The sequence below is a fragment of the Brevibacillus composti genome (assembly GCF_016406105.1).
GTDB lineage: Bacteria > Bacillota > Bacilli > Brevibacillales > Brevibacillaceae > Brevibacillus > Brevibacillus composti.
Genome location: NZ_CP066308.1, coordinates 4,057,299 through 4,075,210, shown reverse-complemented (window position 1 = coordinate 4,075,210; position 17,912 = coordinate 4,057,299). Strand labels below are relative to the sequence as shown.

Annotated in this window: 21 protein-coding genes and 1 pseudogene; 20 read left to right on the top strand and 2 right to left on the bottom strand. The window is 48.2% G+C overall.

What is annotated here, in order from left to right; translation table 11 throughout:
• The first annotated feature begins 237 nt into the window (after positions 1-237).
• Positions 238-1,734, top strand: a complete 1,497-nt coding sequence (locus JD108_RS20415) for an IS5 family transposase (RefSeq protein ID WP_198826818.1) — start codon at positions 238-240, stop codon at positions 1,732-1,734.
• A 53-nt stretch (positions 1,735-1,787) separates the two neighbouring features.
• Here JD108_RS20415 and JD108_RS20410 read toward each other — a convergent pair whose 3' ends face one another.
• Positions 1,788-3,107 carry an NAD(P)-binding domain-containing protein gene (locus JD108_RS20410; RefSeq protein WP_198827747.1) on the bottom strand — a complete coding sequence of 440 codons (1,320 nt, stop codon included), beginning with the start codon at positions 3,105-3,107 and terminating at the stop codon, positions 1,788-1,790.
• A gap of 67 nt (positions 3,108-3,174) precedes the next feature.
• Entirely contained in the window at positions 3,175-3,633 is a 459-nt protein-coding gene (locus JD108_RS20405) for a MarR family winged helix-turn-helix transcriptional regulator (RefSeq protein ID WP_198827746.1), read from the bottom strand.
• Positions 3,634-3,829: 196 nt separating this feature from the next.
• On the opposite strand from JD108_RS20405, the gene JD108_RS20400 reads away from it, so the two are divergent.
• From JD108_RS20400 to JD108_RS20310, 19 genes and pseudogenes are all read left to right on the top strand, one after another.
• Complete coding sequence (locus tag JD108_RS20400; protein WP_198827745.1) at positions 3,830-5,278, top strand: transposase; 1,449 nt, start codon at positions 3,830-3,832, stop codon at positions 5,276-5,278.
• 247 nt (positions 5,279-5,525) lie between these two features.
• A complete protein-coding gene (locus JD108_RS20395) occupies positions 5,526-6,197 on the top strand; it encodes an ArsR/SmtB family transcription factor (protein WP_198827744.1) in 672 nt (223 codons plus the stop codon).
• 59 nt (positions 6,198-6,256) lie between these two features.
• A pseudogene (locus JD108_RS20390) lies at positions 6,257-7,294 on the top strand (cysteine desulfurase family protein).
• A gap of 16 nt (positions 7,295-7,310) precedes the next feature.
• Positions 7,311-8,075, top strand: coding sequence for an MBL fold metallo-hydrolase (locus JD108_RS20385; protein ID WP_198827743.1), 765 nt, complete (start codon positions 7,311-7,313; stop codon positions 8,073-8,075).
• A gap of 8 nt (positions 8,076-8,083) precedes the next feature.
• Positions 8,084-9,322 (top strand): MFS transporter, encoded by a 1,239-nt coding sequence (locus JD108_RS20380; RefSeq protein ID WP_198827742.1) that lies wholly within the window; start codon positions 8,084-8,086, stop codon positions 9,320-9,322.
• A gap of 48 nt (positions 9,323-9,370) precedes the next feature.
• Entirely contained in the window at positions 9,371-10,057 is a 687-nt protein-coding gene (locus JD108_RS20375; RefSeq protein ID WP_198827741.1) for a class I SAM-dependent methyltransferase, read from the top strand.
• A gap of 138 nt (positions 10,058-10,195) precedes the next feature.
• Positions 10,196-10,543 (top strand): thioredoxin, encoded by a 348-nt coding sequence (gene trxA / locus JD108_RS20370; protein ID WP_228728231.1) that lies wholly within the window; start codon positions 10,196-10,198, stop codon positions 10,541-10,543.
• A 76-nt stretch (positions 10,544-10,619) separates the two neighbouring features.
• Positions 10,620-11,405, top strand: a complete 786-nt coding sequence (locus tag JD108_RS20365) for a sulfite exporter TauE/SafE family protein (protein ID WP_198827740.1) — start codon at positions 10,620-10,622, stop codon at positions 11,403-11,405.
• Positions 11,406-11,416: 11 nt separating this feature from the next.
• A complete protein-coding gene (locus JD108_RS20360; RefSeq protein ID WP_198827739.1) occupies positions 11,417-11,764 on the top strand; it encodes a rhodanese-like domain-containing protein in 348 nt (115 codons plus the stop codon).
• A 4-nt stretch (positions 11,765-11,768) separates the two neighbouring features.
• The gene (locus JD108_RS20355) at positions 11,769-12,347 is read left to right on the top strand and encodes a sulfurtransferase TusA family protein (RefSeq protein WP_198827738.1); all 579 of its coding nucleotides are present in this window, start codon (positions 11,769-11,771) and stop codon (positions 12,345-12,347) included.
• A gap of 27 nt (positions 12,348-12,374) precedes the next feature.
• Positions 12,375-12,773: a DsrE/DsrF/DrsH-like family protein gene (locus JD108_RS20350; RefSeq protein ID WP_198827737.1), complete on the top strand. Its 399-nt coding sequence runs from the start codon at positions 12,375-12,377 to the stop codon at positions 12,771-12,773.
• Positions 12,774-12,791: 18 nt separating this feature from the next.
• Entirely contained in the window at positions 12,792-13,931 is a 1,140-nt protein-coding gene (locus JD108_RS20345) for an MBL fold metallo-hydrolase (RefSeq protein WP_198827736.1), read from the top strand.
• Positions 13,932-13,965: 34 nt separating this feature from the next.
• Complete coding sequence (locus JD108_RS20340) at positions 13,966-14,190, top strand: sulfurtransferase TusA family protein (protein ID WP_015256538.1); 225 nt, start codon at positions 13,966-13,968, stop codon at positions 14,188-14,190.
• 191 nt (positions 14,191-14,381) lie between these two features.
• The gene (locus JD108_RS20335; protein WP_198827735.1) at positions 14,382-14,861 is read left to right on the top strand and encodes a DsrE/DsrF/DrsH-like family protein; all 480 of its coding nucleotides are present in this window, start codon (positions 14,382-14,384) and stop codon (positions 14,859-14,861) included.
• A gap of 64 nt (positions 14,862-14,925) precedes the next feature.
• The gene (locus tag JD108_RS20330) at positions 14,926-15,192 is read left to right on the top strand and encodes a metal-sensitive transcriptional regulator (RefSeq protein ID WP_015256540.1); all 267 of its coding nucleotides are present in this window, start codon (positions 14,926-14,928) and stop codon (positions 15,190-15,192) included.
• Between the two features lie 9 nt (positions 15,193-15,201).
• Positions 15,202-15,573, top strand: a complete 372-nt coding sequence (locus tag JD108_RS20325; RefSeq protein WP_407649374.1) for a rhodanese-like domain-containing protein — start codon at positions 15,202-15,204, stop codon at positions 15,571-15,573.
• A 70-nt stretch (positions 15,574-15,643) separates the two neighbouring features.
• Positions 15,644-16,033, top strand: a complete 390-nt coding sequence (locus JD108_RS20320) for a DUF302 domain-containing protein (RefSeq protein WP_198827734.1) — start codon at positions 15,644-15,646, stop codon at positions 16,031-16,033.
• Positions 16,034-16,138: 105 nt separating this feature from the next.
• Positions 16,139-16,825, top strand: a complete 687-nt coding sequence (locus JD108_RS20315; protein WP_198827733.1) for a response regulator transcription factor — start codon at positions 16,139-16,141, stop codon at positions 16,823-16,825.
• A complete protein-coding gene (locus JD108_RS20310) occupies positions 16,815-17,909 on the top strand; it encodes a sensor histidine kinase (protein WP_198827732.1) in 1,095 nt (364 codons plus the stop codon). Before JD108_RS20315 ends, JD108_RS20310 begins: the two co-directional genes overlap by 11 nt.
• The last annotated feature ends 3 nt before the right edge of the window (positions 17,910-17,912 follow it).

Here is a 17,912-nt window from a genome sequence, read left to right as displayed (position 1 = left end):
GTAATCAATCGAAGTTTGTAGAAAGGGTCTGCCTTGAAAGAGGCAGACCTTTCTTTTTGCCCGAACTCCCTGTATAACTCTCAGACTTCTCATCGCATTTCCTTTCCCTTTACTTAGGGGCTGCTGAACAGATAAAAAATACTGTAACCACAAGGGTTTTGCCTCGCTTTCATCGAAATCATGTGCAAGGAAATCGACGATTTTTCTTCAAATTCCTTGCACATGGAGCGGATCTGAATGTACGAATTTCTCTCTCATCGTGAAAATCAACTGCTTCTCCCTGATGATTTTTTCTTGCCATTTGGCGGCAAGTTGAGTAAAGAAAATCGCTGGGTCAAGTTGGCTCGGTTGGTACCGTGGGCACATGCAGAGAAAAAGTATGCCAAGTCCTTCCGCATATCGTTTCGTGGACAAAAGGCCGTTTCCATCCGTGTCGCTCTCGGGGCACTCATCATTCAGGAACGTTTGCAACTGTCGGACCGGGAAACGGTCCAGCAGATTGTCGAAAACCCGTATCTGCAATACTTCATCGGGCTGGAAGGCTATCAGGATCATCCACCGTTCCACCCGTCGCTCATGACGCATTTTCGCAAACGTTTAGGCGAACCGGTTCTCCGTGAAATCAACGAGATCATCGCGGTTGAGGCCGCTAAATCAATTCCAGATTCCGACCGTGACGATGAACCAAAATCAGGTACAAAATCCAAAGGTAAACGTACGACCAAGCGTCACTCAACATCCGAGGAAGATCCGAACCAGGGTGTCTTGTTGCTGGATGCCACATGTGCCCCGGCGGATGTGGCGTACCCAACCGATTTGAACTTGCTGAACGAGGCGCGTGAGAAACTGGAGGAGATCATCGATACGTTACATGCTCCACAGATTGGTCGTTCCCGCAAACCACGGACTTATCGGGATAAAGCTCGAAAGGAGTACCTGGCCGTGGCCAAACAGCGTCGTGCAAACGGCAAGGTGATTCGTCGAGCGATCGGCAAGCAACTCCGGTATGTAGCACGTAACCTTCAAATTATCCGCAACATGGCCTCACGGCAGCCGCTGACACTTTTGAGCCGGAAACAATATCGCGACTTGCTTGTGATTCAGGAACTGTATCGACAGCAACGCATGATGTTTGAACGCAAAACGCATCAGATCGAAGATCGAATCGTGAGCATCCACCAACCGCACGTCCGCCCGGTCGTACGCGGCAAAGCGAAAGCGCGAGTAGAGTTTGGCGCCAAAGTATCGGTCAGCATGGTGAACGGTTATGCTTTTCTGGAGCGTCTATCATGGGACAGCTTCAACGAAGGGGTGACGCTGATCGAATCTGTAGAAGCATACAAGAGACGCTTTGGTTGTTACCCGAAGGCGGTACTTGCCGATCAAATCTATCGCACCCGGCAAAACAGGGCATTTTGCAAAGCGCATGGCATTCGTTTGAGCGGTCCGGCGCTTGGCCGTCCCGTACAAGGCGAAGAAGCGACAGAACAACGGCGAGTCGCAAGACAAGATGCACGAAAACGCAACGCCATAGAAGGCAAATTTGGTGAGGGCAAGCGCAGGTATGGGCTTGGCCGTATTCGAGCATGCCTTGCGAAAACAAGTGAAACCGTCATCGCGCTTCAGCTCCTGGTGATGAACCTCGAGCGTAGGCTGCGGGATTTTTTTGTCTCCTGGTTAAACCGTCTTCTTTCCTATAGAATTCCTGCTTTTGGAAACATTTTTGAAGTTTGAAAACCGTTCAGCAGCCCCTATCTAATTTTCTTATGCCTCCAATATCCTCCCCTTTAACCGCAACAATTGCGGGGTACCTGAGGTAATGGTGCACAACAAGAAGATACTGCTTCAAATCCAACTGTTAAAGGATTCGAGCTGCACACCCCTGTTTCTGGCAGATGGAGCTCTACCCTCCTAGCTGCTTCCCAATCACCGACAAGCGCCGCAACTACAGATCTCACTTGTTCATAGCCTGTAGCCAGCAAGAAAGTAGGAGCACGTCCATAACTCTTCATACCCACGATATAAAAATCCTTCTCAGGCTGCCGAAGCTCGGCTTCACCATGGGGGCGGACTGTGCCGCAGCTATGGATATTGGGATCGATCAAGTCTGCCAATGCCGGAACACATTCAATAGATGGATCAACCTGATAACGAATCTCCCGCAAAAAATCAAGATCAGGGCGAGAGCCGGTATTTGCAATTATTTCATCAATGCCTCCGATATTGAACGGTTGACCGGCTAGTGTTCCTGCAACCAGAAGCGCGTTTCCTTCATTGGAGATTTCCTCAATCTGAAAAGGTGTATAGACAGTAAGGAGTCCGCCTTCTACCAGGTGTTGTATCGCAGTTCCTAATGCACCCCGAGCTGGTAATTGATCCTCGTTGCCTCCGCCATACGTCTCCTGGACGCTTATTTTCCGTAACACCCAGACAATATCTGTAGAAGGTACCTCTTCCTTGAGACGATGTAAATCAAGAATCGTATTGATAGCCGAATGGCCACTTCCTACGACGAGAACCCTTTTTCCTGCATATCGCTGGCGTTGATTCCCATAAACATCAGGAATGCCGTAAGTAATACGCTGGGAAGCCGATTCTTCCCCCTTTGCGAAAATACCACCCGACCCTATCGGATTGGGATGTTTCCAGGTTCCAGACGCATCGATTATAGCCCTTGCTTCCACGGTATTCATCTCGCCGTTTTGTTCATAGCGAATCACGAAAGGAAGCTGGTCTCTTCCCTTTGTTTTCATCTTATCGATGTTTTTTCTGCCAACCGATACGACTTTGCTATTTACACGAATGTACGGTGAGATTTCCGGAAGTGCCGCAAGCGGCTGCAAGTACATCTCTACCAGTTCCTTGCCTGTCGGGATGGCTTCTAGCTGCGGTGCATTCCAATCGTATTTGGCGAGTAGCGAAACTGCTGTTTTATCCATGTTGTATTCCCAGGGTGAAAACATTCGCACATGTCCCCACTCCAGAATGCTGGCTCCGATTTGGCTTCCTGACTCCAAGAGAATAAATGACTCGCCTCTTGCTTGTAATTGTGCTGCAGCAGCTAAACCGACAGGCCCTCCCCCAATAATGGCTACAGGTAATTTCATTTGGCATCAGTCTCCCTTTTAAATAATTGAAATTTGCAACTACTTATGGTAATAAACTCCTCTATGGTTATAGAGGAGGGGTACAACAATCTGCACTTTGCCTCATCGCTTCGTTTATCATTTGCAGGCTTTCCAGAACCTGAGCATGCTTCTCTTTGGGAATGTGGGTAAAGAGATTCGCAAAATAGGTTTCCATGTAGGTCGCAATTTCTTTATGTTGTTCTACTCCCTTCGGCGTCAAGGAAAGAACAACATATCGCCTGTCGTTTGGGTCGGGCAATCGGTTTACCAACTCCATTTCGACGAGCTGATGAACTTGGCGGCTAAGGGTACTGGTATCAATGGACAGGAGGTCAGCCAACTCGTTTAAGGAGATGTTGGGCCTCTTCTGGAGCTCATACAGGATATGGCTTTGCACAACAGAGATGCCACAGCATTGTGCCCCATCTTTTTGTAAAACCCCAAAACGCCTCACTAATATCTGAAAAGTCTCCCTGACATTCACGTATTGAGCTAACTGATTCATTTGCATCACCTAAAACAATCTTACAATACAATAATTGCATAATGCAACTACTTTACTTGATAATTATTCCGGCACGTGGATGGATGAATATTGTCAATGGATCTAGAAGTCCGGTGAAAAAGTCCGCGTAAGCAGGCCTTTATCACGGGTTTGTCGAATTTATATCGTAACACGATGATCGAAAGAGTGATTGAACATGAAAGCCTATAAGTCATCGGCTATCCAGCCTCAGATGTTCCAATTTGTGGATATGGATGAACTCGTACCGAAAAAGCACATCTTGCGCCAACTGAACGAAGCGCTTGATTTTTCCATCGTCCATGATTGGGTGGCGCCGCTGTATACGGAACGTACCGGACGCCCGGCGGCTGACCCGGAGCGGATGGTTCGACTCATGCTGCTTTCGTATTTGTTCAACCATTCCGAACGGGAATTGTATCAACTGTTGCCCATGCATGGGGGCTACTTGTGGTTTTGCGGACTGGATTTCGAATCCGTCTTGCGTCCGGATCCATCCAGGCCGTCCCTGCCGGATCGGACGACCTTGGTGAAGACCCGGAAATTGTGGCGAAAACACGGTATTTTCGACACGCTCATGAAACATGTCGTCGATCAGTGCATCGCCGCCGGACTGGTCCAACCCGATGTAGATGCGGGAGTCGACGGTTCCCAAGTACGCGCCAACGCTTCTATCCACAGCTTGAAAGAAATCACTCTGGCACCTGTGGAGTCGATTGAAGACTACCTGGCTCGCATGGCCCGGCAAGACGAGCAACCCGAAGGTGACGCCGCTGATTCCGATGATGACAGACGGCCGCCCGCACCGCCCACGCGAACAGAACGGCGTCTGGAAGACGAAGCGACACATGAAGATTTTCATGGCAAAACGTTCTCGAACAAGACCTACCGCAGCGTGACGGACCCGGATGCTCGCTTGTACAAAAAGAGCAACGGTCAGGAAGCGCATTTGCGGTATTTGGTGCATCATGTGACGGATGTCAAATCCGGCGTCATTCTGTCTACGCAAGCGAGCATCGCGTCCGGAACGGCTGAACGCGAGACGAGCTTGCAACAGCTGGCCGCGATCCGTTTTGCCCATCCGCAAATCCGGATTCGCACGCTTTCTGCCGATAAAGCCTACGGTACGACAGATTATCTGCAAGCGCTGTTCGAGCAAGGGATTATTCCTCTGGTTTCGCTTCGCAACCTGGCACTGGAAGATGTACCGACTTGGAAACGCCAAACGAACGATCCGAAGAAACAACGCAAGCGTCTGGCCAAAATCCGAGAAATCCAAATCCGCAACAAAGCCAAACAAATTCAGCTCAAGGGTTCTTACCGTCATCTGCAAAAGTTACGGACGCGGTGCGAGCATGTGTTTGCCGAAAGCAAAGTCGCGCATGGCCTGGGTCGCGCGCGGAGCCGCGGCCTGGATTGCATGCAGGAGCAGGCACTGCTCACGGCAATCGTTCAAAATCTGAAAAAACTATGCCGGTTTAAGAAGAAACGACCCCAAACCGGTATTTCGGCATGTCCAAAACCGAAATCCGTGATGATGGAGGCGGTGTCGGACCTGCTCATTTCGGCGTTGGTTGGGTTGTTTTCCTCTTTTTTCATGCCGAAGAGACGGATACAACTGACTTAAATCACCGGACTTCTAAAAGACAATCAGTTATTCGGTTTTTGAAAAGACAGCGCATGTTTGCACATCCCTTCCCAACTTGCAATCCCTTACAGGTTCTCTTGTTTTCATAAGAGAGCCTTTTTTGTTGGGTTGAAAAGTTGATGAGAATCGTATCTTGCAAATGGGATGCATGGATTTTTTGCTTGACGCTCACCGTCCATTATTTTATTATTCAATTAAATAATTGAATAATGGGGGAGAGGAGGACATGGCAATATCTTGCATCTCGGCCAGAGCTTTCAAAGATGAGCTGTATCAGCAATTTGCCAGAATCGGAAAATGTCTGGCCAGTGAGAAACGTCTTGAGTTATTGAGTTTGCTGTCTCAGGGACCGAAATCGGTTGAAAAGCTTGTGGAAAGCACGAATATGAGTTTTGCCAACGTTTCGCGGCATCTCCAGGTGCTGAACGATGCCCGGTTAGTCAAATACAGCAAGAAAGGGACATACGTCATTTATGAGTTGGCGGATCCTTCCGTTTCCGACTTCTTATTGTCCTTTTGGCGCATATGCGAAAATCAACTGGCGGATGTGAAGCGCATTAAGGATGAATTTTTAAATCACTTCGATCATTTGCAGACTCTCACTATGGATGAACTGCTCGATAAACTGGAGTCAGGGACCATCGTCCTGCTGGATGTCCGACCGAGGGAAGAATTCGAAGCCGGGCATATTGAGGGTGCGATCTCGGTGCCCATTGATGAACTCGATCAGCATCTTCAATCCCTTCCCCGGGATATTGAAATCGCAGCATATTGCCGTGGACCGTACTGCGTTTATGCGGCACAAGCCGCCCAGAGGCTGCGGAATGAGGGGTTTATCGCCTACCGGCTGGAAGAAGGTGTTCACGAGTGGCGGCAGTACAACAAACAGCGGCATTAAACAAGATTTATCTGGATTATAACGCGAGCACGCCCATCGCTCCGGAAGTGTTGCAAGAAATGCAACCATATTTTCAAGAATTCTATGGTAATCCATCATCCGATCATTGGGCGGCACATTCAGTCAAGGAAGCGATTGATCTGGCGAGAAGCAGGGTGGCTTCGTTATTGGGTTGTTACCCGGATGAAGTGATTTTTACAAGTGGTGGCAGCGAATCGAATAATCATGCCTTGAAAGGTGTTTATTACGCACTTCGGGAACGTGGCAATCACATCATCACGACAATGGTTGAGCATCCGTCAGTACTGAACCCATGCGCTTTTTATGTAAAAGTCGATGCAAGGGGAAGGGTATCGCCGGATGATATTGAACAGGCGATCAATGACAGGACGATTCTGATTTCCGTCATGCATGCAAATAACGAGGTTGGCACCATTCAGCCCATTGAAGAAATATCCGAAATTGCGAAAAAGCATCATATTGTATTTCATACCGATGCCGCGCAATCGGTCGGCAAAATTCCCGTAAAAGTAAACAAACTCGGCGTTGATTTGCTGTCGATTGCCGGCCATAAGCTGTACGCCCCGAAGGGAATCGGTGCCTTGTTTGTTCGAAAGAAAACGCCGTTTGAACCTTATATTCATGGAGGAGGCCAGGAGTTCGGCATGCGGGCGGGAACGGAAAATGTGCCGTATATCGTCGCTCTGGGGAAAGCGGCTGAATTGGCATCGCAATAACCGGATTCGAAAAAAATCCGAGAATTAAGGGATTATTTTTGGGAACGTCTGTTTTCCTGTTACGGAAATAACATCCAACTGAACGGTCATCCGGAGAACGGTTTGCCGAATACGTTAAACGTAAGCTTCATTGGGATGGATGGCAGTGAAATATTGAAGCTGCTCCCCGAGATTGCCGCTTCTACGGGGTCTACCTGCCACTCCGGCAAAACGACGATATCCCCGGTGTTAAGAGCGATGAAGATAAGCGAACGAATCGGGCGTGGAGCCATACGGTTCAGTCTTGGCAGATACACAACGAAACAGGAAATCGATCAGGCGATGGCGCTTTTAGAAGAGAGAATTAAATTTTCCGATTAACAAGGAGGAATCCTCAATGCTGTTCCGTCAATACTTGCACCGTAACCCGGTTGCCATTTCTTATTTTTTCGGATGCGGAAGCAAGTCCCAAGGTGTTGTCGTCGATCCGATGGAGGATCAGGTTGATTTTTACATTCAGGAATCCAGGACGCTAGGAATGGATATTCGTTATGTGATCGATACCCACCTTCATGCGGACCATATTTCCGGAGCACGGCTGCTTGCGGAGAAAACCGGGGCAAAATATATTCTGCACCGTTCGGCTGATGTCCGGTTCCCATTTGAGCCGGTTGAGGATGGAGATGAAATTGCCGCGGGAAATACGATCTTAAAAATATTGCATACACCCGGTCACACGCCGGAACATATCTCTATCCTCGTTACCGATCGGGCAAGAGGGGAGGAGCCTTGGTTTGTTCTAACCGGTCATACGCTCATGGTCGGTGACGTAGGGCGTACGGAACTGGCCACAGAGGTGGAAGAAGGAGCAAAACAACTGTTTCGAAGTTTGCACGAAAAATTGCTTCCGTTGCCCGATCATCTGGAGATCTATCCTGGGGCCTATTCGGGTTCCATTTGCGGACGAAGCTTGAGCGGGAAACCGTCGTCTACACTGGGATTCGAGAAAAAGCTGAACCGGGCTTTGCAGATTGACCATGAGAGCGATTTTGTCCAGTATATGACCAGGGACATACCGGAAAAACCGGTGAACTATCAGGAAATTCGTGCCTATAATATGGGACTAAGCGATTCGAGGCCCGACTTTACTAACCGCAGATGAGGCTTGCCATGTATGTAAAGGATCATGCGATAGAATACGGTATTAAAGAAAATTTGAGGGATTTCTCTTTGCTGGTGATCATCAATCTGTTTGTCGGTTCCATGGTCGGACTGGAAAGAACCGTTTTACCCCTTCTGGGCGAAGAACAATTCGGATTGGCTTCGGCCAGCGCCGCTCTTTCTTTTATTGTCAGTTTCGGATTTTCGAAAGCGGCCATGAATTTTTTCGCAGGCAGCATCGCCGACCGCATTGGCCGAAAAAAAGTGCTTCTTCTCGGTTGGGGAGTCGGTTTATTCGTCCCTCTGCTTGTCATCTTTGCAACCCATTGGTGGGTGATCGTATTTGCCAATGTGTTATTGGGAATCAATCAGGGGTTGACATGGTCCATGACCGTAAACATGAAAGTGGATCTGGCCAAAGGGACACAGCGGGGGCTGGCGATCGGACTGAACGAGTTTGCCGGGTATTCCGGTGTAGCCTTGGCGGCGGCGGTTTCCGGATTTATTGCCGCCTCCTATTCCCTGCGTCCGGAACCTTTTTATCTGGGGATCGGGATTGTGATTGCGGGCCTTTTGTTATCTTTTACGGTAAAAGATACCGAAAAACATCTGCAACTTCAGGCACGGATGCAACAGCGCAAGGCGGCCGATCCTGTTAATCCTCGGGACATATTTCTCAAAACAACGTGGAGGGATTCGACATTATCCAGTTGCAGCTTTGCCGGGCTTTCGACCAATTTGAAAGACGGCATGGCCTGGGGATTGTTTCCGATTTTTTTCGCCACAGCCGGATTGTCCGTAAGCCAGATCGGCACGCTGGTGGCTCTTTACCCTGCGTCCTGGGGATTTTTTCAGTTGTTTACGGGCGCTATAAGCGACCGCATCGGGCGGAAATGGATGATTGCCGCCGGAATGTGGACGCAGGCCGCCGCGATTTGGTGGATTTTATTTGCGAATCATTATGTTTTATGGATTGCAGGCGCCATTGTGTTGGGATTAGGTACTGCTATGGTATATCCCACGCTGCAGGCGGCGATCAGCGACGACGCCCATCCGGACTGGCGGGCTTCCGCCATGGGAGTTTACCGTTTATGGCGCGACAGCGGCTATGCCTTTGGCGCATTAATGGGCGGAATACTTGCAGATGTATTGAACGTTTCGTGGGCCGTCGGGCTTGTCGCTTTTTTGCCGCTGCTTGCCGGAATGGTTATCGCCTTGAGAATGAAAGAAACCTTAATCAGAAAATAAACCGCCCTGATAAGGATAGGCCTTGGAATAAGAAAAGGGAGAGCGATCATGGCGTTGTTCGATCAGGAAGCTTCCACTTATGATAACTGGTGCAACACTCCACTGGGTTCGTTTGTCGACAAAGTGGAAAAAGAATGGATAGCCAAAAGTGCGCAGCCGCAAGTGGGAGAAAAAGCAGTGGACCTGGGATGCGGCACGGGAATTTTCACCATATGGCTGGCGAAACAGGGACTTGACGTTACCGGAATCGATCTGTCCTCGGAAATGCTGGCCAAAGCACAGGAAAAAGCACAGAGGGAAGATCTTGCAATCCATTGGATTCAAGCGGACATGAACCGACTTCCGTTTGACCGTGAAACGTTCGATCTTGTGATTGGCAATATTGTTTTGGAATTTGTTGAGAATCCTGAGAAAGTCGTTGCGGAAGCGCTGCGGGTATTAAAAAAAGACGGACGATTGGTGATCGGATTGATCAACAAGGAAAGTTACTGGGGAAGAACTTATTCGCAAAAGGGAAAAGATAATCCCGACAGCGTTTTTGCCCATGCACATTTTTATTCGGAACAAACGATCGTATCTTGGGAAACAAGACATTTTGCCTCTTTGGACTATGGATTATTCGTAACCCCGGAAAATTTCGAAAATGAAAATCAAGCGCTTGAATTGGAAAAGAAGCTTTCCCGAACCGCCGCAAAAAATCAAGCCGGTTTTATCGTTGCCAGATGGAATAAATAAGTTAAAAAAAGGAGAGAATCGTTGGGAAGTAACAACGAAAGAAGGAACAATAGGACTGCCTTTGGGGCGGTCCTTTCGTCAATTTGGCATTGACAAAAAGGCAAGAACGATTTATCATACCTATAGGGGTATTAGTATATGAAAATCACAAGGAGGGACGATTTTATGGCAGCAATAAAGGCAACGGACAATACTTTGGATCAGATCATCAGGAACAACAAAGTCGTTCTGGTCGATTTTTGGGCTCCGTGGTGCGGACCTTGCCGCATGATGGCCCCGGTTTTGGATCAATTGGCTGCAGAAGCGGACAAAGAGGCCGTCATCGTAAAAGTGAATGTGGATGAAAATCCGGTTTCCGCCATCAAACACCATATTCAAGGCATCCCGACATTGAAACTCTTTGTCAACGGGAAAGAAACCACTACCTTTGTCGGTGTCCAGCCGCTAAATAAACTGAAAGCATTGATCATGCAATATGCAAATTAATTTTTTAATTTAAAATACCCCTATAGGTATATTGAAGTAACAAAAATCGGAATCATACAAACGAAAGGGGGGTCTTATGGAACTGGATGTAGGTTGGGTTATCACATTATTCGCGATCGGTTTTGTCGGTTCCATGATCTCCGGAATGGTCGGGATCGGCGGTTCCATCATTAAATATCCGATGCTGCTGTATATTCCCCCGCTGCTTGGTTTCGCGGCGTTTACCGCGCAAGAGGTTTCCGCAGTGAGTGCGGTCCAGGTGTTCTTTGCTACGCTGGCCGGAATGTTTGCTTACCGCAAAGGCGGGTTTATCAATAAGAAGCTCGTCCTCGCCATGGGGATTCCTATTATTGCGGGAAGTTTTATCGGCGGCTACGGCTCGAAATTTCTGCCCGATTCCGCGATTAACCTGACGTATGCCGTTATGGCGCTCGTTGCGGCGGTCATGATGTTTATGCCAAAAAAAGAAACGGACAGAACCGACTATTCCGACGTTAGCTTCAACACAACTGTCGCGGTCATTGCCGCGGCGACGGTGGGCCTCCTGTCGGGGATCGTTGGTGCGGCCGGCGCTTTTATCACGGTCCCGATCATGCTGGTCGTACTGAAGATTCCAACCCGTGTGGCCATTGCCTCATCGCTCGCGATCACGTTCATTTCCTCGATCGGTACCACGGTCGGGAAAGTGATGGGCGGTCACTTGCTTCTGATTCCGTCCTTTGTGATGGTTGTGGCGAGCATTGTCGCTTCTCCGCTCGGCGCCAAGCTTGGAAAGAAAATGAAAGTGAAGGTGCTGCAATGGATTCTCGCCGCGCTCATCACGGCAACGGTCATTAAGATTTGGGTGGATATTTTGATGTAAACAAGGAGTGGATGAAGGTGTCCGGAACCTATACGAAAAACATTCTCCCCCAGGAAGTACAAAGACGGCTGGAACGTGGGGAAAAGCTAAATCTGTTGGATGTGCGGGAGCACGACGAATGGGAATCGGGACATATTCCCGGCGCAAAGCATATTCCCTTAGGTTCACTTGGGGAAAGACACAAGGAACTGAACCCGGGCGAAGAAACGATTGTGATCTGCCGAAGCGGGAACCGCAGCGCCCTGGCATGCGAATATCTGGCATCCATGGGTTATAAGGTCGTCAATATGCAAGGCGGCATGATCGAATGGACCGGGAATATCGAATACGGAAAATCACCATGCTATACTGGGGGGTAATGTTGTGAGCAGAGAAATCCAAACGGATCGTGTCCTTGAATGTGAAAGATTGTCATGTCCGATGCCGGTGGTAAAAACCAAGAAAGCCATGGAAGAAATGAAGCCGGGGGAAGTCCTCGAAGTGCGGGCCACCGATAAGGGATCTGTCGCGGATTTGCAGAGCTGGGCCAAACGCACCGGCCATCAATACATCGGTCTTATCGAAGAGAACAGGGTTTTCCGCCATTTCTTGAGAAAAGCCTCCAACAACGAAACAAAAGCGGAAGTCAAATTCCCTCACACCATGAGCAACGAGGAATTAAACCAAAAAATGGATTCCAGCGAAAGCATCATCGTATTGGATGTTCGCGAACCTGCGGAATATGTCTTCGGGCACATTCCCGGCGCCATATCCGTACCTTTGGGACAACTGGAGGAAAAAATAAGTCAGTTGGATCCGGGCAAAGAGTACGCAGTGATTTGCCGTACGGGAAACCGCAGCGATATGGCCTGCCAAATTCTTGCCGAGCACGGATTTTCCAAAGTGAAAAATGTGGTGCCGGGCATGTCCCAGTGGCAGGGAGCCACAGAAAGCGACGAATGAAAAACTTCAAAGAAAGGAGATCGAAATATGGCAAACAAAAAAGTGGCGATTATCGCGTCTTCTCCGGGTCTGGAGACCGCATATAAAGCATTGAACATTGCAACGGCGGCTGCGGCGCTGGACGCGGAAGTGGCGATTTTTTTCACCTTTGAAGGGCTGTCCATCATTCATAAAGATGCGGAACAAATGTTGAAGCTCAGACCGGGCAACGAAGGGCTGGCGGAAGGCTTCAAGAAGGTCAACGTTCCCACCGTTCCGCAGCTTCTGGACATGGCGAAAGAATCCGGAGTACGCATGATCGCATGCCAAATGACGGTGGACGTGATGGGACTGGAAAAAGATCACTTTATCGATGGAGTTGAACTTGGCGGCGCGGCGGCATTTTTGGATTTTGCCTTCGACGCGCAGGTGACGCTGAACTTTTAACAGGAAAGGAGAATAAAGATGGAAAAAGTTCTCTCGATTACGGCGGAAGAGCTTCACCGCAAAATGAATTCCGGTGAAGACATCTTGATTCTCGACGTAAGGAACGAGACGGATTACAATGATTGGAAAATTGAAGGCAAAAAAGTGAGATCCATGAACATTCCGTACTTTAACTTTCTGGAAGAGGATGAGCAGGTGTACGCGGGACTGCCGAAGGATACGGAAATTGTCGTTGTTTGCGCGAAAGGCGGCGCTTCCGATTATGTAGCGGAAATGTTGATGGAAAAAGGGTATAAAACCTGGTCGTTAAAAGGCGGAATGCTTGCCTGGAGCCAGTTTTACTATCCCACCACCGTATATAGGGACGAAAAAATGAAAATCATTCAAATCAACCGTTTGGCTAAAGGCTGCCTTTCCTATGCGGTCATTTCGGAAGGGAAAGGCATGATCATCGATCCGAATCAAAAGGTCGATGTATACCTTGACCTGGCAAAGCAGCATCATTTCAAGATTGAACATGTCGTGGATTCTCATCTTCATGCCGATCATATTTCCGGAGGTTTGCAGCTTGCCGAACAAACCGGCGCGACCTACTACATCTCTTCCGGGGAGGTAAAGGATACGAATCTGAAGTTCGAGCCGCTTGATCGGCATAACCGTATCAGAGTCGGAGAAATTGACGTGGAGGTCTTGGCGATTCCTACTCCAGGCCATACTCCCGGATCAACTTCCTTCCTGATTAACAACCGGTTCCTGATGTCCGGCGATACCATCTTTGTCGGCGGTTTGGGAAGACCTGATCTAGGAGGAAAAGCAAAAGAATGGGCTATGGATCTGTACGATACCGTATTCAACAAGCTGAGCAATCTTCCGGATGATTGTCTCGTTCTTCCAGCTCACTATGCCGACATTCAGGAAATCAACGATAACGGGATTGTCGGGGCCACACTCGGAGAGATTCGCGGGAATAACGAAATTATGCGCAACGCCGATAAAGAATCGTTTACAGAACAAGTGGCCGGCGCGGTTTCCATGGAGAAACCGCCGAATTTCGAGGAAATTGTGGCCATCAACCGGGGAGAACTTCAGGTAGATGCGGAAAAAGCCATTGAACTCGAGATCGGACCGAACCGCTGCGCGGTGCACCATCACGGATAAAACATCACGGAAAAACGAAGAGGAGGTTTCAAGCATGACGGACATTTTTGTCGACGCAAAAGGTTTGGCTTGCCCGATGCCGATCGTCAGAGCAAAGAAAGCCATCGATTCGCTTCAATCTGGTCAAATCATGGAATTGCACACAACCGACAAAGGTTCCATGAACGACTTTCAAGCATGGGTAAGACAGACCAACCATGAATTGATCGAGGCAAAAGAAGACAACGGTGTATTTAAGTTTATCGTAAAGAAAGGATAAGTTTTTTAGGAGATGCGGTTCTTAACCGCATCTCCTTCCAACATCAACGTTTGCAAATTCGAAATCACCGGCCTGAGTTCAAGTCTTCATTATATAACTTGCTCAAAACAAGGTTATGCGCCAAGTATGACTCATTTTATTTGTGAATTCGATACCCATACCTGTATAAGCCAAAAAGAAAGGATGATCGTATGAGCCAAAAGGAAAAAACCACCATTATTCTGTTTAGCGCTGATCTGGACAAAGCGATCGCCGCCTTCATCATCGCGAATGGAGCGGCTGCATATGGTCACGAAGTGACGATCTTTTTCACCTTTTGGGGGTTGAATACGCTTCGCAAAGATCAGCCTGTTTCCGTCAGGAAAGGGTTTCTCGAGAACATGTTCGGCAAAATGATGCCGCGCGGAGCGAATAAACTGGGACTATCCAAAATGAATTTTGCCGGAATCGGTCCGAGACTGATCAAACATGTCATGAAGAAGCACAACGCGCTCGGCCTGCCGCAATTGATTGAGCTTGCCCGGGAACAGGGAGTCAAGCTTGTCGCGTGCACGATGACCATGGATTTGCTTGGACTAAAGAAAGAAGAACTGATCGACGGGATCGATTATGCCGGTGTTGCAACCTATTTGGGGGATGCTGCAGAAGCGAAAGTAAACTTGTTCATTTAAGGCCGGTTCCCCGGATTTAGGGTATAATATACCTATACACGTATTCGTGATTGGGGGATATTCCATGCTGATGAAATATGATGAGGACGTCAAAAGAAGGCTGCGCCGCGTGGAAGGACAAGTTCGCGGCGTACTGAAAATGATGGAGGAAGAGAAAAACTGCAAGGATGTGGTGAGCCAGCTTTCGGCTGTCCGAAGTGCAGTGGACAAAGCCATTGCCTATATCGTGGCAGTCAATCTGGAACAGTGCATCCTGGAAGAGAAGGAGGCCGGCAAAGATACCGGCAAACTGGTTCAGGAAGCTGTCGAATTATTGATCAAAAGCAGGTAGGTGAGTTCATTGGAACCTTACCTTTACGCAATCATGGTTTTACTCGTATCGTGGTTTGTTTACAAGCAGTTTGCCCCGGTGAAGGGGTTGCGAAATCTGAATGCCGAGCAGTTCAAAAAGGAATCGAAAGGTCAAAGGATGATTGACGTCAGGGAAGTTCATGAGTTTAAACAGGGACACATTCCGGGAGCGATCAACATTCCGTTAAGTCAGTTGCGAACAAGACTTTCCGAGATTCCGAAAGACAGCCCCGTCTTTTTGTACTGCCGCAGTGGGATGCGCAGCAAACAAGCCGGCAGGATCCTAAGCCGGAACGGATACCGTAATGTGGCTCACTTGAACGGTGGGATTATGGCCTGGAACGGACCTCTGGCGAAATAGACGAGTTATTTTCCGGAAAAGATACCATACTATCGTTAGGATTTGGAATACACTGACTGGAGGAACGGTTATGTTTCATTATACGGCAGAAACAACAGCGAGCGTTCAGAATGCCATTGCCGCCTTGGAAACATCTTTAAAGGAAGAACAGTTTGGCGTGCTATGGCGGTTTAATCTTCGTGAAAAACTGAAGGAAAAAGGATTTGATTTCGAGCGCGAGTACGTGGTCTTGGAGGTATGCAATCCTGCAGAAGCGAACAGAGTCATTAGTGAAAATGTATTGGCCGGGTACTTCTTGCCATGTAAAATTGTCGTATATGAAGCGGACGGAAAGACCAAAATCGGCATGCCGAAACCGACCGCATTCATGAATATGCTGGAGGATGATGCTCTGATGGGTATTGCTGCCGACGTGGAAGCCCGATTGATGAAATGCATCAATCGGGCTGCGAATCCATGATATGAAAACCGATGAGTTCATCTCATTGGTTTTTTCTTTAACGCATCTTAACAAATGGTTGTTATTCTCGGACAAACAGCCAGGTGTTTAGGGGGTGTTAGAGGAATGAAGGGCAAAACGATCCTGATTGTTGAAGATGACGCCAAAATCCGACAGTTACTGAAAATATATCTGGAAAAAGAAGGATACGAGATCCTGTTGGCGGCGGACGGCGCCGAAGGAATGAAGCTCTTTGAAAAGCTCGATCCCTGCTTTGTCATTATGGATCTCATGCTTCCGCACAAAAGCGGGGAAGAGCTTTGTCAGTGGATCCGTTCCGACATGAAAAGCGATATTCCGATCATCATGCTGACGGCCAAAGTGGATGAGGCGGATCGAATTCAGGGGTTGCAATTAGGGGCGGATGATTATATCACGAAACCTTTCAGTCCGCGGGAGGTCGTTGCCAGGGTGGAAACCGTCCTGCGCAGAACGGTCAATCGTTGCAGCAAAATCAGCTACAGGGGTTTAACGCTGAAACCTCATAGAGGAGAAGTGAAGTTTAACGGAGAGCTTATTCCGCTGACGGTGCACGAATTTAAACTGCTATACTTTCTGATGCGGCATCCGAATCAAATATTGTCAAGAGAACAAATATTACAAGAACTGTATCCGAATGAAGAACGTTCGGTAATCGACAGGACCGTGGATGTCCATATTAGCAAGCTCCGTGAAAAGCTTGAAGCAATGGGCGGGGCTCCGCGTTTTGTTGAAACGATAAGAGGGATGGGATATCGATTTCATGCATATTAAACATGGGATGTTTTGGCGAAAGCATTTGACGATGAAACTCATTATGGTCAACGGCCTGGTTATTGCTGTTGTGATCTGGCTCGCAGGGGTATCGGTAAAAGATTTTGCTTGTATGGTAGTAGCCCAATATGAACTTGTCGGCGAGGAAAAAAGCAGATTCTTCAATGAAACGATGGAGTTTTATTTATGGAGAGCCAGTGTTTTGGCCATTTTGGTCGCCGCCGTCATTCATTATATGTTTATCAGAAAAATACTTTCTCCTTTAAAACGGCTCACAGAATCGACACGACTCATGATCGAGGGACATTACCCAAAGCCCATCGAACCCAAATCTCATGATGAAATCGGTCAGCTTACCCAACATTTCAATGAACTGGCAAAAAAGCTGAAGCGTACGGAAGAAAACCGGAAACGTCTTCTAAGCAATATATCTCATGAATTGCGTACGCCTCTGAGCAACTTAAACGGCTATTTGGAGGCGTTGTCCAGTGGTGTCATGGAAGGCAACCGTGAACTGTACCAATCCCTGCTTGAAGAAGCTCAGTACCTCACCCGGCTCGTTGAACAACTTCATCATTTGACGGTCTGGGAAGCCAGAAGGAATATCAGTCTGGATCAGACAGAAATCAAAATCCATGAACTGCTGCAACAAACGATTCAGGCTTTTCAGTTGGAAAGCGAAAAAAAGGGTGTCTTATTGGACGCCTCCATACAAGAGGGCGTCGTTCTTGGCGAGGAAGACGGAATCAAGCAGGTCATGAACAATTTGCTCAAGAATGCTTTCATGTACAATACAGGGAAAGAGATCAGGATTACGGGAAAAAGGGAACAAACAGAATACCGTATCACGGTATCCAACATGGGGGAGCCTATACCGGAAGAAGCCTGCGATTTGGTTTTTGAGCGGTTCTATCGCGTTGATCCGTCAAGACACCGGGAAAAAGACAGGTACGGTACGGGGCTGGGTCTTGCGATTGTGAAAGAAATTGTGGAACGGTTCGGCGGAAAAGTCGGATTGCAATCGGATGGCCGCAAGCATACGTTTTGGGTTACCCTCCCCATAAAAATGGATAAAGGTGGTTAAGAA

Excerpts from the sequence above, each read along its gene's own strand:
- JD108_RS20415 (WP_198826818.1), top strand. The coding sequence starts at position 238 with ATGTACGAATTTCTCTCTCATCGTGAAAATCAACTGCTTCTCCCTGAT.
- JD108_RS20410 (WP_198827747.1), bottom strand. The coding sequence starts at position 3,107 with ATGAAATTACCTGTAGCCATTATTGGGGGAGGGCCTGTCGGTTTAGCT.
- JD108_RS20405 (WP_198827746.1), bottom strand. The coding sequence starts at position 3,633 with ATGAATCAGTTAGCTCAATACGTGAATGTCAGGGAGACTTTTCAGATA.
- JD108_RS20400 (WP_198827745.1), top strand. The coding sequence starts at position 3,830 with ATGAAAGCCTATAAGTCATCGGCTATCCAGCCTCAGATGTTCCAATTT.
- JD108_RS20395 (WP_198827744.1), top strand. The coding sequence starts at position 5,526 with ATGGCAATATCTTGCATCTCGGCCAGAGCTTTCAAAGATGAGCTGTAT.
- JD108_RS20385 (WP_198827743.1), top strand. The coding sequence starts at position 7,311 with ATGCTGTTCCGTCAATACTTGCACCGTAACCCGGTTGCCATTTCTTAT.
- JD108_RS20380 (WP_198827742.1), top strand. The coding sequence starts at position 8,084 with ATGTATGTAAAGGATCATGCGATAGAATACGGTATTAAAGAAAATTTG.
- JD108_RS20375 (WP_198827741.1), top strand. The coding sequence starts at position 9,371 with ATGGCGTTGTTCGATCAGGAAGCTTCCACTTATGATAACTGGTGCAAC.
- trxA (WP_228728231.1), top strand. The coding sequence starts at position 10,196 with ATGAAAATCACAAGGAGGGACGATTTTATGGCAGCAATAAAGGCAACG.
- JD108_RS20365 (WP_198827740.1), top strand. The coding sequence starts at position 10,620 with ATGGAACTGGATGTAGGTTGGGTTATCACATTATTCGCGATCGGTTTT.
- JD108_RS20360 (WP_198827739.1), top strand. The coding sequence starts at position 11,417 with ATGAAGGTGTCCGGAACCTATACGAAAAACATTCTCCCCCAGGAAGTA.
- JD108_RS20350 (WP_198827737.1), top strand. The coding sequence starts at position 12,375 with ATGGCAAACAAAAAAGTGGCGATTATCGCGTCTTCTCCGGGTCTGGAG.
- JD108_RS20345 (WP_198827736.1), top strand. The coding sequence starts at position 12,792 with ATGGAAAAAGTTCTCTCGATTACGGCGGAAGAGCTTCACCGCAAAATG.
- JD108_RS20340 (WP_015256538.1), top strand. The coding sequence starts at position 13,966 with ATGACGGACATTTTTGTCGACGCAAAAGGTTTGGCTTGCCCGATGCCG.
- JD108_RS20335 (WP_198827735.1), top strand. The coding sequence starts at position 14,382 with ATGAGCCAAAAGGAAAAAACCACCATTATTCTGTTTAGCGCTGATCTG.
- JD108_RS20330 (WP_015256540.1), top strand. The coding sequence starts at position 14,926 with ATGCTGATGAAATATGATGAGGACGTCAAAAGAAGGCTGCGCCGCGTG.
- JD108_RS20320 (WP_198827734.1), top strand. The coding sequence starts at position 15,644 with ATGTTTCATTATACGGCAGAAACAACAGCGAGCGTTCAGAATGCCATT.
- JD108_RS20315 (WP_198827733.1), top strand. The coding sequence starts at position 16,139 with ATGAAGGGCAAAACGATCCTGATTGTTGAAGATGACGCCAAAATCCGA.
- JD108_RS20310 (WP_198827732.1), top strand. The coding sequence starts at position 16,815 with ATGCATATTAAACATGGGATGTTTTGGCGAAAGCATTTGACGATGAAA.